Here is a 16,172-nt window from a genome sequence, read left to right on the forward strand (position 1 = left end):
CGGGCGCGGCATACTGAGCGCCTCTGCGGCCACAGCCTTATACGCTCCCCATGCGCATTCACGTCAGCTTCATCGACCGCGTCGGCATCACCCAGGAAGTCCTGGCCCTGCTCGGTGCCCGCCATCTCAACCTGGACGCCGTGGAGATGGTCCCGCCCAACGTCTACATAGACGCCCCGACCTTAAGCCCGGCCGTGCTCGAAGAACTGCACGATGCCCTGCTGGAAGTGCACGGCGTGCAGTCGGTGGAAGTGGTCGACATCCTCCCCGGCCAGCGCCGCCACCTGCAGCTGGATGCCCTGCTGGCGGCCATGAGCGACCCGGTACTGGCCGTCGACAGCGCCGGCAAGGTGCTGCTGGCCAACCCGGCGCTGATCGCCCTGTGCGGGCGCGAGTCGGCTGGGCGCTCGGTCGGTGAGCTGTTCAAGGACCCGGCCCTGCTGCAGGCGCTGCTGGACAACAACTTCCACCTGCCGATGCGCGAGATGCAGTTCGACGGCCACAGCCTGCTGCTGGATGCCACGCCAATCACCCATGCCGGTGGCCTGCTGACGCTGTACCCGCCCAAGCGTATGGGTGAGCGCTTGTCGGCGCTGCACCATGATCACGCCGAAGGCTTCGACGCGCTGCTCGGTGACTCACCGGCCATTCGCACCCTCAAGGCCCGTGCCCTGCGCGTGGCGGCGCTGGATGCGCCATTGCTGGTGCATGGCGAAACCGGCACCGGCAAGGAGCTGGTGGCCCGCGCCAGCCATGCCCTGAGCAGCCGCCAGGGCGCGCCGTTTCTGGCCCTGAACTGCGCCGCGTTGCCCGAGAGCCTGGCCGAGAGCGAACTGTTCGGCTACGCCCCGGGTGCGTTCACCGGCGCGCAACGCGGTGGCAAACCCGGGCTGATGGAGCTGGCCAACCAGGGCACGGTGTTTCTCGACGAGATCGGCGAGATGTCGCCGTACCTGCAGGCCAAGCTGCTGCGCTTTCTCAACGACGGCAGCTTTCGCCGGGTCGGTGGCGATCGCGAGGTCAAGGTCGATGTGCGCATCATCAGCGCAACCCACCGCGACCTCGAACGCATGGTCAGCGAGGGCAGCTTTCGCGAGGACCTGTTCTACCGCCTCAACGTGCTCAACCTGCAAGTGCCGCCGCTGCGCGAGCGCGGACAGGACATTCTGCTGCTGGCGCACTACTTCATGCAGCAGGCCTGCACACAGATCCAGCGCCCGACCTGCCAGCTCGCCCCAGGCACCCACGCGGCATTACTGGCCAATCCGTGGCCGGGCAACGTGCGCCAGCTGCAGAACGTGATCTTCCGCGCTGCGGCCATCTGCGACAGCGACCTGGTCGACATTGGCGACCTGGACATCGCTGGCACTGCCGTGCGCCGCGGCCAGGAAACCGAGGTGGCCAGCCTTGAGCAGGCAGTCGGCGACTTCGAGCGCGAGCTGCTGCAGCGCCTGTACCCCAGCTACCCCTCGACCCGGCAACTGGCGGCACGCCTGAACACCTCGCACACCGCGATTGCCCAGCGCCTGCGCAAGTACGGGATTTCAGCCAAACCTTAGCGTTCGACCATTGGTCGCGTTGATCGCGCATGCACTCCAACTCCTGCGGATGAGCTCCTTCCAATATCAGGAGTCTTCAATCTCAACAGGAGTACTGACCATGCGCGATTACCCAACGCCGACGTTCCCGGCACAACCGCAGGACGTCCCCGGCGAGCAGCAGAAGATGCAACCCGTTCCCGATTGCGGCGAGCACAGCTACAAAGGCAGTGGCCGCCTGCAGGGCAAAGTCGCCCTGATCACCGGCGGTGACAGCGGCATCGGCCGCGCCGTGGCGATTGCCTATGCCCGTGAAGGTGCCGATGTTGCCATCGCTTATCTGAACGAACACGAAGACGCCCAGGAAACCGCCCGCTGGGTCGAACAGGCCGGCCGCCAGTGCCTGCTGTTGCCGGGCGATCTGGCGCACAAGGCGGTCTGCTACGAAATCGTCGACAAAACGGTGGAAAAGTTCGGCCGCATCGACATCCTGATCAACAATGCCGCGTTCCAGATGTCCCACGAAAACCTCGAAGACATCACCGATGACGAGTGGGTGATGACCTTCGATGTGAACATCACGGCCATGTTCCGTATCTGCCAGCGCGCGCTGCCATCGATGGCCAAGGGCAGTTCGATCATCAACACCAGCTCGATCAATTCCGACTCACCCAAGCCTACCCTGCTGCCCTACGCGACCACCAAAGGCGCAATTGCCAACTTCACTGCAGGCCTGGCGCAAATGCTTGGCAGCAAAGGCATTCGCGTCAACAGCGTTGCGCCTGGCCCGATCTGGACGCCGTTGATCCCGGCGACCATGCCGGCCGAAGAGGTCAGCGAATTCGGCACACAAACGCCGATGGGCCGCCCTGGCCAGCCGGTCGAAGTAGCGCCGATCTATGTGCTGCTGGGCTCGGACGAGGCCAGCTACATTTCCGGCTCGCGCTACGGCGTAACCGGCGGCAAGCCCATCCTGTAAACCCTGTAAAAAAAAGCGGCGCGCATCCCGAGAGATGCGCGCCGCTTTTTCTTTCTCACTTGCTCTGTCGGGTTTCGTGCCGTGCGGTTTTCTGCGCGGTTGAGTCATGCTTGGTGCCCGTCGAGCCATCTGGTCGGCGCGCATCGTTGTCGCGCTCGGCCTCCCCGGCAGGTTTGCTCGGCATGGGTTGCTTGCCCTGCTTGTCGCCAGCGTTATGCATACGTTCCTCCTAGCCTTTGCTGTGATCGGGTGATGACGGGCCCGTGCCGCGCTTGATCCCACGTGGCCCGGCAATGCCCCAGATGGCCAGGCCAATTACCGGCAGGACTACCAGCAGCAACGCCCACATGATCTTGGTGGCGTCTGTCTTGTCGCTGCGAAACACACTGACGATGGCCCACAGGTCAAGCAGCAGGATGATTGCCGCTACGGCAATCCAGAAGTACGTGAGTAGGTCAGCGGACATAAGCTTCGACTCCCGTTGCAATGGATTGAGTGATTGCGCTCAGTGCGTTGTGTATCAGTGGACGGTTTGCCCTACCGCGACATCTGCGGTTGGCAACGGCTGACTGCGCGGCAGGTCATTAGGCAGCAAGCTGCCCACGCCGAACACAGTCATCGCCAATCTGACGCGCATTGCCCGGCAGGCCATGCGCGATTCCATCTCGAACCCGGCCAGGGCATCGTCGAGAAATGGCTGCGCGCCTTTGCTGCGTTGCGTTTTGACTTTTCTGCTGATGCTGGACATCACCCACCTCCTGTTATTTATCCGAACCCTGCACCAGCCCCGAACCCAGGTCGGCACCGGTAATCGGGTTGCTGGCAGGATCAGACGCTGTGCGCAGCTTCATCGCCTCGACCACATCGAACTCGGCCTCGGACAACGACACCGACGCACTGCCGTCACCACCGTCCACCGCCGGGCTTGGGCTTTCCACGTACTCCCATTCACTGCCCTCGTTCCATGGGCCACGCACGTTGGGCTCACCGGACATGTTGAAGTACTTGTTGGTGAACTCGGGCATGCCCGGCAACTTGCCTTGTGGGAAGTTGGGCTGGATCGCATGCAGGGCTTTTTCAAACGACAACTGGTGAGCGATTTCGCGCGTCATCAAAAAGCCCAGCGCTTCTTTCACGCCAGGGTCATCGGTAACGTTCATCAGCCGTTCGTAGACAATCTTGGCCCGCGCTTCGGCGGCGATGTTGGAACGGAAATCTGCGGTGGGTTCGCCGATGGTATCGATGTAAGCGGCTGTCCACGGCACACCGGCAGAGTTGGTCAGAGGTGCACCGGCGCCGTACAGCAGGCTGGTGATATGCGAGTCGTTGCCGGCGCCATTGATTGCCCGGTACAGCTCGCCTTCTTCTTCCACGCCTTCGGCCAGGCGGCCCTTGGCGCCTTTGTTGAGCATGACGATGATCGAGCCGACCACCTCAAGATGGCTCAACTCTTCGGTGGCGATATCCAGCAGCAGGTCCTTGCGGCCTGGATCATCTTCAGCCAAGGCCTGGGTGAAGTAGCGACCAGCGGCGGCGAGTTCGCCTTGCGCGCCACCAAACTGTTCCAGCAAGAGGTTGGCCAGGCCAGGGTTGGGCTGAGCAACGCGCACGGTGTATTGCAGACGTTTGTTATGAATGAACATAAAGTTTTCCTCAGGCTTGGGTCAGGCTTTATCAGGCGCCGGGCGATACCGCAGCACAGCGTCATCTACCTATTGGGAGAAAACCGGTTAAAGATCGTGCCCGTATTTTTATCAAAGCAAGACGAATGGTCAGGCAATCAAAGTTCAAAAAATGAATACAACTAACGCCGCGCTAATCGTTAGCGCGCCGATTACCGGGAGTACTAACGGGCCTTCCAACCTAACTAAACTGTAATGGCCCGCTCACCCTCGCGTTAACTTCGACTGGTTAATCTGCATGGCGAGAGAAACCGCCGTTCCCGGCAGGTTGACGATAGCGAGGTTAATTATGAAACTGCTGAAGTGCATGGCCATGGCCAGCCTGCTGATTGGAATGAGCGGTGCCGCCTATGCTGAAGGTGGGCATGAGCGTGTTAAACAATTCAATCAGGATTTTCGGACTGAACAGGCACGGCTTTGGGACAGCAAGTCGATGCAGCAGGGTGACAAACAGCAAGTTGCGCAACAGCAGAAAGAGTCGCGTACTGAAAGTAAGTAAGTTGTCATAGAAATAACGGGGCCGCTGCGCGGCCCTTTCGCGACACAAGGCCGCTCCTACAGATGCGTGATTTGTAGGAGCGGCCTTGCCGGGCGCCGGACCGGTCGGAAAGGGCTGCGCAGCGGCCCCGCTCTTCTATATCCCCAACAAAAAAAACCCACAACATGCGTTGTGGGTTTTTTGTTGTGGGTAACTACCTCAAACCTGCTCTACCTCATCATCACGCCAATGCACCCAGTGATACAGCGCCGGCAACACCAGCAAGGTCAGCGCCGTTGACGACAGGATCCCGCCAATCACCACGGTCGCCAGCGGCCGTTGCACCTCAGCGCCGGTGCCGGTGGCCAAAGCCATCGGGATGAAGCCGAGCGACGCCACCAAGGCCGTCATCAACACCGGTCGCAGCCGGGTCAGCGCACCTTCATCGACGGCCAGCCTGACACTGCGACCCTCCTCACGCAGCCCACGGATGAACGCGATCATCACCAGCCCGTTGAGCACCGCGACCCCGGACAAGGCAATGAAGCCGACCCCAGCCGAAATCGACAGCGGAATATCCCGTAACCACAGCGCTACCACGCCGCCGGTAAGGGCAAAGGGAATCCCGGTGAACACCAGCAAGCCGTCCTTGAGGTTGTTGAACATCAAGAACAACAAGGTCATGACCAGCAGCAACGCCACCGGCACCACGATCTGCAAGCGCTTGGCCGCCGACTGCAACTGTTCGAACTGGCCGCCCCAAGTGGTCCAGTAACCTGCCGGGATTGCGACCGAGCTGGCCAGGGTCTCGCTGGCCTGCGCGACGAACGAGCCAAGGTCACGCCCACGCACGTTGGCGCTGACCACCACCAGTCGCTTGCCGTTCTCGCGGCTGATCTGGTTGGGCCCCAACTGCAGGTCCAGGCTGGCCACCTGCGACAGAGCGATAAAGCCAATCTGCTGGGCGCCGCTGGCGGCGCTTGCCGGCACCGGGATCAACAGGCTGGACAGCCCGGCAACGTCGGTGCGCAAGGTTTCCGAGAGGCGCACCACCATATCGAACCGGCGGTCGCCTTCATACAAGGTGCCAGCCTCACGGCCACCTACCGCGATGGCGATGGCGTCCTGTACAGCGCCCATGCTCAGGCCGTAACGTGCGGCCTTGTCCCGGTCGATATTGATGGTAAGCACCGGCAAGCCGGTGGTTTGTTCCACCTTCACCTCGGACGCACCCGGCACGCCCTGCAACGCCGTGGCGATCTTGGCCGCAGTGCGGTTGAGCACCTCCATGTCATCGCCGAAGACCTTTACTGCAACATCACTGCGCACACCGGAGATTAGTTCGTTGAAGCGCAATTGAATCGGCTGCGACAGCTCGTAGTTGCTGCCCGGCACGCTGGCGGCTGCCTTCTGCACCTGGGCGATCAATGCCTCCCGCGACAGGCTCGGGTCAGGCCACTGACTTTGCGGCTTGAGCATGATGTAGGCATCGGAGATGTTCGGCGGCATCGGGTCGGAGGCGATCTCGGCGGTGCCGGTACGGGCAAATATCCGTTCCACCTCCGGGACCTGCTCGATGATTGCTTTTTCCAGACGCTGCTGCATGTCGACCGACTGGGTCAGGCTGGTGCCGGGCACGCGCAAGGCCTGCAAGGCCAAGTCGCCCTCGCTGAGGCTTGGGATGAACTCGCTGCCCATGCGCGTCGCCAGCACGCCGCTGAGCAGCACCACGATGAACGCCCCGGCGAAGGCGAACCGGCGATGCTCCAGCACCCAGCGCAGCACCGGCTGGTAACCCTGGCGCGCGGTGCGCATGACCACGCCTTCTTCTTCCTTGACCTTGCCGGTGACGAACATGGCAATTGCGGCAGGCACGAACGTCACCGACAGGATCATCGCGCCGAGCAGCGCCAGCACCACGGTGAAGGCCATCGGGTGGAACATCTTGCCCTCGACCCCGGTGAGGGCAAAGATCGGCAGGTACACCACCATGATGATCAACTGACCGAAGATCAACGGCCGGCGCGCCTCGCGGGCCGCCGCGAACACCTCATGGAAACGCTCGGCCTTGCTCAGCATGCGCCCGTGCTTGTGCTGGGCATGGGCCAGACGCCGGATGGCGTTTTCCACGATCACCACCGCGCCGTCGACAATGATGCCGAAGTCCAGCGCGCCCAGGCTCATCAGGTTGGCACTGACCTTGTTGTTGAACATGCCGGTGAAGGTGAACAGCATCGACAGCGGAATCACCATCGCCGTGATCAGCGCTGCGCGGATATTGCCGAGGAACAGGAACAGAATCACGATGACCAGGATCGCGCCTTCGATCAGGTTCTTCTTGACCGTGGCGATGGCCTTTTCGACCAGGTTGGTGCGGTCATAGACGGTGACCGCCACCACGCCCTTGGGCAGGGTGCGGTTGATCTCGGCAAGCTTGCTGGCAACCGCTTGCGACACGCTGCGGCTGTTCTCGTTGATCAGCATGAACACGGTGCCAAGCACCACCTCACGGCCATTCTCGGTCGCAGCGCCGGAGCGCAGTTCCTTGCCGATGCTGACTTCGGCGACGTTGCTGACGCGGATCGGCGCGCCGCCAACGCTGCTGATGATGATGTTGGCGATGTCATCGACTGTGCCCACCTGGCCAGGCGCGCGGATCAGCAATTGCTCGCCACTGCGCTCGATGTAACCGGCGCCAACGTTGCCGTTGTTGCTTTCCAGGGCAGTCAGCAAGTCGTTCAGGGTCAGCTTGTAGGCAGCCAGGCGCTTGGGATCGGGCGCAATCTGGTACTGCTTGGCGTAGCCACCAATGGTGTTGATTTCGGCAACACCGGGCACGTTGCGCAACTGCGGCTTGATGATCCAGTCCTGGATCACCCGCAGGTCGGTCGGGGTGTAGGGCGTGCCGTCTTCCTTCAACGCGCCTGGCTCGGTTTCGACGGTCCACAGGAAGATCTCGCCAAGCCCCGTCGATACCGGCCCCATGATCGCCTCGACGCCTTGCGGCAATTGCGCCTTGGCCACCTGCAGGCGCTCGTTGACCAACTGCCGGGCGAAGAAGATGTCGGTGCCGTCCTTGAAAATCACCGTGACCTGCGACAGGCCCGAGCGCGACAGCGAGCGGGTCTGCAGCAGCCCCGGCAGACCGGCCATGGCCGTTTCCACGGCAAAGGTGATGCGCTGCTCGGTTTCCAGCGGTGAATAACCGGGTGCGGCGGTGTTGATCTGGACCTGGACGTTGGTGATATCCGGGACCGCATCGATGGGCAGCTTCTGGTAGCTGTAGACCCCGACCGCAGCCATGATCAGCACTGCGATCATGACCACGATGCGCTGCTCGATGGCGAATCTGATAAGACGTTCAAACATGGGCAACCTTCCTTTCGCGGCGCATCAGTGGCTGTGCTCGGCAGTGGCCTTGCCCAGCTCCGACTTGAGCGTGAAACTGCCACTGGCAGCGACCTCGACACCGGCTCGCAGGCCCGTGGTTATTTCCACATAGCCGCCGTCACGCCGACCAAGGCTGACCGGGTGCGCCTCGAAGCCGTCGGCGCTGCGCACGAACACCGCAGGCTGTGCTTCGAGGGTTTGCACGGCAGACTCCGGCACGGCCACGGCGACCTGGGCAGACTGCGCCGTGACCGCGATATTCACGAACAGGCCCGGGCGCCAGGCACCCTCGGGGTTGGTCAGGGTGACGCGCACGGTTGCCGCGCGGTTCTGCTCGCCGAGCAGGCTGCCGACGTAGCCGATCTTGCCGTCGACTTCGGCATTCATGTCTGGCGAGGACACCTTGACCGCGCGGCCGGTGGTGACCTTGTTCAAGTCACTGGGCGGCACCGCAAACGTCGCCCAGACCTGGCTGAGGTCCGACAGGATGAACGCGTTGGTGGCCTCGCTGACCACTTCGCCGACGCTCAGGTGTTTCTCCACCACCACTGCATCGAACGGGGCTCGCAGTTCATAGCGGTTGCCGCCGGCGGCGCCGATGGCAGAGCCGATTGCGGCGATTTTCTGGCGGGCATTGGCCTGGGCAATCTCGGCCTCTTGCAGCGCCTGGCGCGCCTGCAGGTAGTCCTGCTCGGCTGAAATCTTGTCCTGCCACAACTGCTGCTCGCGGGTGAAGATCAGCCGGGCAAGCTCCAGTCGGCGCTGGGCGGCCTGTTGCTCGCTGCGCAGGTCGGAGATCTGCTGGCTGGCGATCACCGCCAGCACCTGGCCCTTGCGCACCGCCTGGCCGAGGTTGGCCTGCACGCTCTCGACCACGCCTGGCACGCGCGGCACCACGTGCGCGGTGCGGTCTTCGTCGAAGCGGATTTCACCCGGGAAGCTCACCACGGTGCCGAGCTGGCGTGGCCCTGCTGGGGCGAGGACGATACCTGCCGCCTTGATCTGCTCGGCACTGAGGGTCAGCTTGCCCTCCTCTTCTCCATGGCCTGCTTCGGCGTGGTCGTCTTCAGCGCCCTCCTGGTGATCGTGGTCCTCCTCGCCTGAGTTTTTCGCTGGCGTCGCCTGCGTCTCGGCATGGCCATGACCGTCATCCTCGCCATGGGCACCGGCGTGCTGCTCGGCATTCGAGCTCCAGAGCAGGCTGCCCAGGCCGAGCGCAGCCATGGCGGCAACCGCGAGGGCGATCTTGCGTGTGTTGTTCATTGCTACTCCTGCTGATCGTGGGCAATGACGGGCTCAGCCGCCAGTTACCGAATAAAGCGTCTGGCCGCTCAACGCGCGGCAACGGCACCATCAAGGTCGCCGTAGACCCGTTCCACTTGCGCGCGGGCAGCACTGGCGGCGCCCAGCGAGTCGAGGTACTGGCCGCGTGCGGTGATCAAGGTGCGCTGGGCGTCGAGCACTTCGATAAAGCCGAACTTGCCCATCTCGAAACCGCGGGTGGCGCTGTCCAGCGCCTGCTGGGCTGCTGGCAGAATGGTCTGCTCGTAGGTCTCGACCTCGTGCATCGCGCGGCTCCATTGCAGCAGCGCGGTCTGGGTTTCACTGCGCAGCCGCTGCTCGACCGCGTTGCGTTGGTCGCGCGCCTGATCGGCGCGGCGCGCCGCCGAGAGCACGTTGCCCTGGTTGCGATCAAACAGCGGCAACGGCATCGATAGGCCGACCACGTTGACCCGCTCGCGCACGGCGCGGTCGTATTGGCTGCCGACACTGACGGTGAGGTTTGGCACGCGCAGGGCCTTTTCCGAGCCAAGCGCGGCATCGCTCTGGTCGATTACGGCAAGCGCGTGGCGCATCTCGGCGGTCTGCTCGAGCCGCGCCAGCAGGTCGGCGGAGGCTGGCGGCAAGCCAGGCGACAGGCTTGGCGCATCCAGCCGCTGAACATCGCCAATGGCGCTGCCGCTGATCAGGGCCAGGTTCTGGTAAGCCATGGCTTGTTCGGTTTCGGCACGGCGCAGCTGCAGGCGCGCTTCGGCCAACTCGACCTGCGCGCGGGTCGCCTCGACCGGCGACGACTTGCCCGCTCGCACCCGGCCATCGACAACCCGCAGGCCGCGCTCGCCGAGCTGCTGCGACTGGCGCGCCAGATCGACCCCGACCTGCGCGCGCAGCGCGGCATGAAATGCCTGCACGACATCGGCGCGCAGGCTGTTGACCTGGCGGGCCAGCTCCAGCTGGGCGACGTTCTGGCCGTAGCTGGCAGCTTCGATGCGCGCACTGCGCTTGCCACCCAGCTCCAGCGCCTGGCTGAGCGTGACGGTGGTCGTGCTGCTGTTGCGGTCAGTGTCTTCCACCTCGTACGACAGCTCCGGGTTGGGCATGACCCCAGCCTGGTCCCGCGCACCTTGGGCGATCCCGATTTCCTGGCGGGCAGCCGCCAGCTGCGGGTTGGCGGCCATGGCCTGGGCCAGGACCTGGGTCAAACTCAGGCCTTGGGCCACCGCCGGCGCGGGCAGGCCGGCGCCGAGCAGCGCGCAGACAGCAAGCAGCCGGCACGCCCAGGCTGGCCTGCTGATTGAGGTGGAACGGTTGAACCGGGGCACGGTGAGGGTCCTCTGCACACATTTCACTGAAACCTGGCAAGCACCCTGCGGCCGCTGCCAAGCCCTGTTGAATCAAGTGCAGGCACGCTAATGAGCGACAGCTATCAGCGCGGTGGCGGCAACATTACAATTTTGCAAGGTAGTAAATGCGGCGTGACTTTCCGGCGCGTCCCATTGACTGGGTCGGGCAACAAGCAAATGACCAAATTGTAATGATCGGATTACCCTGCCGTTATCTTCTGACTGCAACGATATCTCCAGCGCAAACATCCCTGCGCCGCCGAGGCAGATTTCATAAAAACAGCCTTTGGCACACTAATAAAAAACTGCCGTATCAGGGGAGCTCTGGATGAATGTCAAACTAGCGCTGTGTGTAGCGGCAAGTTCCGAGTTATCGGCAACTTACGCAGTTTCGGCTAACGCTGCGGACCAAGCCGAAGGCTTTATCGAAGGCAGTAGCCTGACCGTGCTCAACCGCAACTTCTATTTCAATCGGGATGACCGCAGCGCGGCAGCACCCACTTACAACAGCGGCAAGGGCAACACCAACGGTTACTCCGAGGCCTGGGCCCACGCGATCATCAGCCGTTTCAGTTCCGGCTTCACCCAAGGTACGGTCGGCTTCGGTATCGACGCCTTCGCCATGCTCGGGCTGAAACTCGACACCGGCGACGGGCGCAACGGCGGCCGTAGCTCTTTCGACATACTGCCCGTCGCCAGCAATGGCGAGGCCCGCGATGAGTACAGCAAACTCGGCGCTGCGGCCAAGGTGCGCCTGTTCGACACCACGGTCAGGGTCGGTGACGTATTCCCGTCGACGCCCGTGGTGGCTGCCGGCGACTCGCGGCTGCTGCCAGAGAGTTTTCGCGGCGTTACCGTCGAGAACACCAGCATCGACGGCCTGACCGTGCAAGGTGGCCGCCTGCATGCAATGAGCCAGCCGGTCTCCAGCGACCTCAATGACAGCTTCGTCACGTTCTACGGCGGCGCAGTGGACTCACCGTGGATCGGATACGGCGGCGGTGATTACCAGGTCAACGACAACATCAGCGTCAGCGCCTATGCCAGCCAGTTGAAAGATGTGTGGAATCAGTACTACACCGGTATCAGCCTGAGTTATCCACTGAGCGATCAATTGGCGTTGATCGGCGGCGCCAATTACTACAAGGCGGTCGATCAAGGCAAACAGCGCCTGGGCGAATTCAACAACAACATCTGGAGCGCCAAAGTAGGCGTTCAATTTGGCGCGCATACGTTGGCCCTGTCGCACCAGCGCAACAATGGCGACGACGATTTCGATTACCTGCGCCAGTCGGATTCGATCTTTGTCGACAACTCGATCCAGTACAGCGATTTCAACTCGCCGAAAGAGCGCTCATGGATGCTGCGCTACGACCTGGACATGGCCAGCTATGGGATCCCCGGGCTGTCGTTCATGACCCGCTATGCCCGTGGCAGCGGCGCCGATTACAGCAACGCCAACCGCCTCTACCTGCGCACCGACGCCAACGGCGACCCGCTCACCGAGCAGAAACGCTGGGAGCGCAACATCGAGGTCAAGTACGTGGTGCAGGCCGGCCCGGCCAAGGACTTGTCAGTGCGCGTGCGCCAGGCCAACACCCGCGCTACTGCGTTTGAATCGGACCTGGATGAAGTTCGCCTGATCGTCGAATACCCGTTGTCGATCCTGTAATCAGCAGCACTGCAAGTTGTACCCATTCACCTTGAGTAGCCAAGCGCTCCTTTGGTAAAGGTGGATCTTTTGGCGCCCTGATGGGGCGCCTTTTTTTATAGGCATGCTCTACCTATAAACACCGGACTGTATCTGCCACTAATCTCGCCCAACCGCAGGTGATTTTGGGGCCGCGTTGCGACCCTTCGCGGGCAAGCCCGCTCCCACAGGGCTGGCGCATGGTCTGATCCCATGCTGTTCCTGTGGGAGCGGGCTTGCCCGCGAAGGGCAGCACAGCGGCCCCTCTCCGGATGCGCACGTATCGATTTCATTACACCGTATCGAATTCATTACGGACCGCGAAAGCACTCCCTATCCAAGGGTTTGATACACCTGAGCATTTCTACACCACATCACCTGTATCGAAATCATTACACTTTTTATCACTCGCTGTTGCGAAATAAACATAAGTAATTGAATTTATTGAATATTTAATAAATGGCAACGTTATTGCTAACCAATCCTCAACCCAAGAGCGCGGACGACCGCGCCAACGCCCTGTTTCCTTGAGGAATCCCCATGAGCGAATTGCGTTTCACTGAAGATCACGAATGGCTGCGCAGCGAAGCCGACGGCAGCGTCACCGTAGGCATCACCGCCTTTGCCCAGAACGCCTTGGGTGACGTGGTGTACGTGCAGCTACCTGAGCTGCAGCACTACGAACAAGGCGCCGAAGCCTCCACCGTGGAATCAGTGAAAGCCGCCAGTGGTGTGTATATGCCGCTGACCGGTGAGGTACTCGAGGTCAATCAGCAACTGGCTGACAACCCAGAGCTGGTCAACGAAGACCCATTGGGCCAAGGCTGGTTTTTCCGCTTCCAGCCGGCCGATGCCGACGCCGTGGCTAAACTGCTTGACCAGGATGCCTACGACCGCCTGATCAAAGCCAATGCTGACGCTTGAGGACCGACCATGACCAGTAACCTCGGCACTGCCAACGAATTCATCGCCCGCCATATCGGCCCGCGCACCGCTGACGAGCAGAGCATGCTCGCCAAGTTGGGTTTTGACAGCCTCGACGCCATGAGCGCCGCAGTGATCCCCGACAGCATCAAGGGCACCAGCGTGCTCGGCAGCAGCGACGGTCAGAGTGAAGCCGAAGCGCTTGCTGCGCTGAAAGCCATCGCCGGCAAGAACCAGCTGTTCAAGAGCCTGATCGGCCAGGGCTACTACAACACCCACACGCCTGCCCCGATCCTGCGCAACCTGCTGGAAAACCCAGCCTGGTACACCGCCTACACGCCGTACCAGCCAGAGATTTCCCAAGGCCGCCTGGAAGCCTTGCTGAACTTCCAGACCATGATCAGCGACCTGACCGGCCTGCCGATCGCCAACGCCTCGCTGCTCGACGAAGCCACCGCCGCCGCCGAAGCCATGACCTTCTGCAAGCGTCTGTCGAAAAACAAGGCCAGCCACAGTTTCTTCGCCTCGCAGCATTGCCACCCGCAGACCCTCGACGTGCTGCGCACCCGTGCCGAGCCGCTGGGCATCGAAGTGGTGATCGGTGACGAGCGCAGCCTGGATGACACCAGCCGCTTCTTCGGCGCGCTGCTGCAATACCCGGCCAGCAATGGCGATGTGTTCGACTACCGCGAACTGGTCCAGCGCCTGCACGACGGTAACGCCCTGGTCGCGGTGGCCGCTGACCTGCTGGCACTGACCTTGTTGACCCCACCCGGTGAATTCGAGGCCGACGTGGCCATCGGCAGCGCGCAGCGCTTCGGCGTGCCGCTGGGCTTCGGCGGCCCGCATGCGGCCTACTTCGCTACCCGCGATGCGTTCAAACGCGATATGCCGGGCCGTCTGGTCGGCGTATCGATCGACCGCTTCGGCAAGACCGCCCTGCGCCTGGCCATGCAAACCCGCGAGCAACACATCCGCCGCGAGAAGGCCACCAGCAACATCTGCACCGCCCAGGTCCTGCTGGCCAACATCGCCGGGATGTATGCCGTTTACCACGGCCCGGCCGGCCTCAAGCGCATCGCCGAGCGTACTCACGCGCTGACCGCTATTCTCGCCGCTGGCCTACAGCAACTGGGCGTCACCCTGCAGACCCAGGCGTATTTCGACACGCTGACCCTGGCCACAGGCGCAACCACCGCCGCCCTGCACCAAAAGGCCCGCGAGCAGCGCATCAACCTGCGCCAGATCGACGCCGAGCACCTGGGACTGTCGCTTGATGAAACCAGTACCCAGGCTGACGTCGAAGCGCTCTGGCAGCTGTTTGCCGGCGAGCAGTCGCTGCCTGACTTCGCCGCCCTGGCTGCGGCCAATGAGTCGCGCCTGCCCGCAGCGCTGCGCCGGCAATCGGCGATCCTCGAACACCCGGTATTCAACCGCTATCACAGCGAAACCGAGCTGATGCGCTACCTGCGCAAGCTGGCCGACAAGGACCTGGCACTGGACCGCAGCATGATCCCGCTGGGTTCGTGCACCATGAAGCTCAACGCTGCCAGCGAGATGATCCCGGTAACCTGGGCCGAATTCGGCAATCTGCACCCATTCGCCCCCGCCGAACAAAGCCAGGGCTACCTGCAGATGACCAACGAGCTGGAGGCTATGCTCTGCGCGGCCACCGGTTATGACGCAGTGTCGCTGCAACCCAACGCCGGCTCGCAAGGCGAGTATGCCGGGCTGCTGGCGATCCGTGCCTACCACCGCAGCCGTGGTGACGCGCACCGCAATATCTGCTTGATCCCGTCGTCCGCGCACGGCACCAACCCGGCTACCGCACACATGGCCGGTATGCGTGTGGTAGTGACCGCCTGCGATGCGCGCGGCAACGTCGACATCGCCGACCTGCGCGCCAAGGCCGTCGAGCACCGCGAGCAGTTGGCGGCGATCATGATCACCTACCCGTCCACCCATGGCGTGTTCGAGGAAGCCATCGGCGAGATCTGCGCGATCATCCATGACAACGGCGGCCAGGTGTACATCGACGGCGCCAACATGAACGCCATGGTCGGCCTGTGCGCGCCGGGCAAGTTCGGCGGCGACGTCTCGCACCTGAACCTGCACAAGACCTTCTGCATCCCCCATGGCGGTGGCGGCCCGGGCGTCGGCCCGATCGGCGTCAAGTCGCACCTGGCGCCGTTCCTGCCCGGCCACGCCGCGCTGGAAAACACCACCGGTGCGGTCTGCGCCGCGCCGTTCGGCAGCGCCAGCATCCTGCCGATCACCTGGATGTACATCCGCATGATGGGTGGCGCTGGCCTGACCCGCGCCTCGCAGATGGCCATCCTCAACGCCAACTACATCGCCCGCCGCCTGGAAGAGCACTATCCTGTGCTGTACACCGGCAGCAATGGCCTGGTGGCACACGAATGCATTCTTGACCTGCGCCCGCTCAAGGACAGCAGCGGCATCAGCGTCGATGACGTGGCCAAGCGCCTGATCGACTACGGCTTCCACGCCCCGACCATGTCGTTCCCGGTGGCCGGCACGTTGATGATCGAGCCGACCGAGAGTGAATCGCGCGAAGAACTGGACCGCTTCTGCGATGCCATGATCAAGATTCGCGAAGAGATCCGCGCCGTCGAAAACGGCTACCTGGACAAGGACGACAACCCGCTGAAGAACGCCCCGCACACCGCCGCCGAGCTGGTCGGTGAATGGGCCCACGGCTACAGCCGCGAGCAGGCGGTGTACCCGCTGCCAAGCCTGGTAGAAGCCAAGTACTGGCCACCAGTGGGTCGGGTCGACAACGTGTTTGGTGATCGCAACCTGATCTGCGCCTGCCCGTCGATCGAGAGCTATCAGGACGTCTGATA

At 62.7% G+C, this 16,172-nt stretch carries 13 protein-coding genes; 6 read left to right on the forward strand and 7 right to left on the reverse strand.

The features are described 5' to 3' along the window. Positions 1-50 precede the first annotated feature (50 nt). Both ACQZ2L_RS18665 and ACQZ2L_RS18670 read left to right on the forward strand, forming a co-directional pair. On the forward strand, positions 51-1,559 hold the full coding sequence (locus tag ACQZ2L_RS18665) for a sigma-54-dependent transcriptional regulator (protein WP_430327323.1): 1,509 nt from the start codon (positions 51-53) through the stop codon (positions 1,557-1,559). Positions 1,560-1,659: 100 nt separating this feature from the next. Beyond that, a complete protein-coding gene (locus ACQZ2L_RS18670) occupies positions 1,660-2,517 on the forward strand; it encodes an SDR family oxidoreductase (protein ID WP_430327324.1) in 858 nt (285 codons plus the stop codon). A 55-nt stretch (positions 2,518-2,572) separates the two neighbouring features. On the opposite strand, the gene ACQZ2L_RS18675 is transcribed toward ACQZ2L_RS18670, so the two are convergent. From ACQZ2L_RS18675 to ACQZ2L_RS18690, 4 genes are read right to left on the reverse strand one after another with little or no spacing between them, the layout of a single operon-like run. Further along, positions 2,573-2,737 carry a hypothetical protein gene (locus ACQZ2L_RS18675; protein WP_430327325.1) on the reverse strand — a complete coding sequence of 55 codons (165 nt, stop codon included), beginning with the start codon at positions 2,735-2,737 and terminating at the stop codon, positions 2,573-2,575. Positions 2,738-2,746: 9 nt separating this feature from the next. Continuing rightward, positions 2,747-2,983: a PLD nuclease N-terminal domain-containing protein gene (locus ACQZ2L_RS18680; protein WP_430327326.1), complete on the reverse strand. Its 237-nt coding sequence runs from the start codon at positions 2,981-2,983 to the stop codon at positions 2,747-2,749. A gap of 54 nt (positions 2,984-3,037) precedes the next feature. After that, positions 3,038-3,265, reverse strand: a complete 228-nt coding sequence (locus ACQZ2L_RS18685; protein ID WP_430327327.1) for a hypothetical protein — start codon at positions 3,263-3,265, stop codon at positions 3,038-3,040. A gap of 13 nt (positions 3,266-3,278) precedes the next feature. Then, complete coding sequence (locus ACQZ2L_RS18690) at positions 3,279-4,160, reverse strand: manganese catalase family protein (RefSeq protein WP_181109068.1); 882 nt, start codon at positions 4,158-4,160, stop codon at positions 3,279-3,281. 328 nt (positions 4,161-4,488) lie between these two features. On the opposite strand from ACQZ2L_RS18690, the gene ACQZ2L_RS18695 reads away from it, so the two are divergent. Then, entirely contained in the window at positions 4,489-4,698 is a 210-nt protein-coding gene (locus tag ACQZ2L_RS18695) for a hypothetical protein (protein ID WP_430327328.1), read from the forward strand. Between the two features lie 198 nt (positions 4,699-4,896). Here ACQZ2L_RS18695 and ACQZ2L_RS18700 read toward each other — a convergent pair whose 3' ends face one another. The 3 genes from ACQZ2L_RS18700 to ACQZ2L_RS18710 all read right to left on the reverse strand — a co-directional run bounded on the left by ACQZ2L_RS18700 (position 4,897) and on the right by ACQZ2L_RS18710 (position 10,670). Then, a complete protein-coding gene (locus ACQZ2L_RS18700; RefSeq protein WP_430327329.1) occupies positions 4,897-8,046 on the reverse strand; it encodes an efflux RND transporter permease subunit in 3,150 nt (1,049 codons plus the stop codon). A gap of 24 nt (positions 8,047-8,070) precedes the next feature. After that, positions 8,071-9,330 carry an efflux RND transporter periplasmic adaptor subunit gene (locus ACQZ2L_RS18705; RefSeq protein WP_430327330.1) on the reverse strand — a complete coding sequence of 420 codons (1,260 nt, stop codon included), beginning with the start codon at positions 9,328-9,330 and terminating at the stop codon, positions 8,071-8,073. A gap of 68 nt (positions 9,331-9,398) precedes the next feature. After that, positions 9,399-10,670, reverse strand: coding sequence for a TolC family protein (locus ACQZ2L_RS18710; RefSeq protein WP_430327331.1), 1,272 nt, complete (start codon positions 10,668-10,670; stop codon positions 9,399-9,401). A gap of 349 nt (positions 10,671-11,019) precedes the next feature. Between ACQZ2L_RS18710 and ACQZ2L_RS18715 the strand changes: the two genes are divergently transcribed. The 3 genes from ACQZ2L_RS18715 to gcvP all read left to right on the forward strand — a co-directional run bounded on the left by ACQZ2L_RS18715 (position 11,020) and on the right by gcvP (position 16,170). Continuing rightward, entirely contained in the window at positions 11,020-12,363 is a 1,344-nt protein-coding gene (locus tag ACQZ2L_RS18715) for an OprD family porin (protein ID WP_430327332.1), read from the forward strand. Between the two features lie 558 nt (positions 12,364-12,921). Continuing rightward, positions 12,922-13,305 (forward strand): glycine cleavage system protein GcvH, encoded by a 384-nt coding sequence (gene gcvH / locus ACQZ2L_RS18720; protein ID WP_430327333.1) that lies wholly within the window; start codon positions 12,922-12,924, stop codon positions 13,303-13,305. A 9-nt stretch (positions 13,306-13,314) separates the two neighbouring features. Beyond that, a complete protein-coding gene (gene gcvP, locus ACQZ2L_RS18725) occupies positions 13,315-16,170 on the forward strand; it encodes an aminomethyl-transferring glycine dehydrogenase (protein WP_430327334.1) in 2,856 nt (951 codons plus the stop codon). The last annotated feature ends 2 nt before the right edge of the window (positions 16,171-16,172 follow it).

The organism is Pseudomonas shirazensis, from assembly GCF_050496565.1.
GTDB lineage: Bacteria > Pseudomonadota > Gammaproteobacteria > Pseudomonadales > Pseudomonadaceae > Aquipseudomonas > Aquipseudomonas shirazensis_A.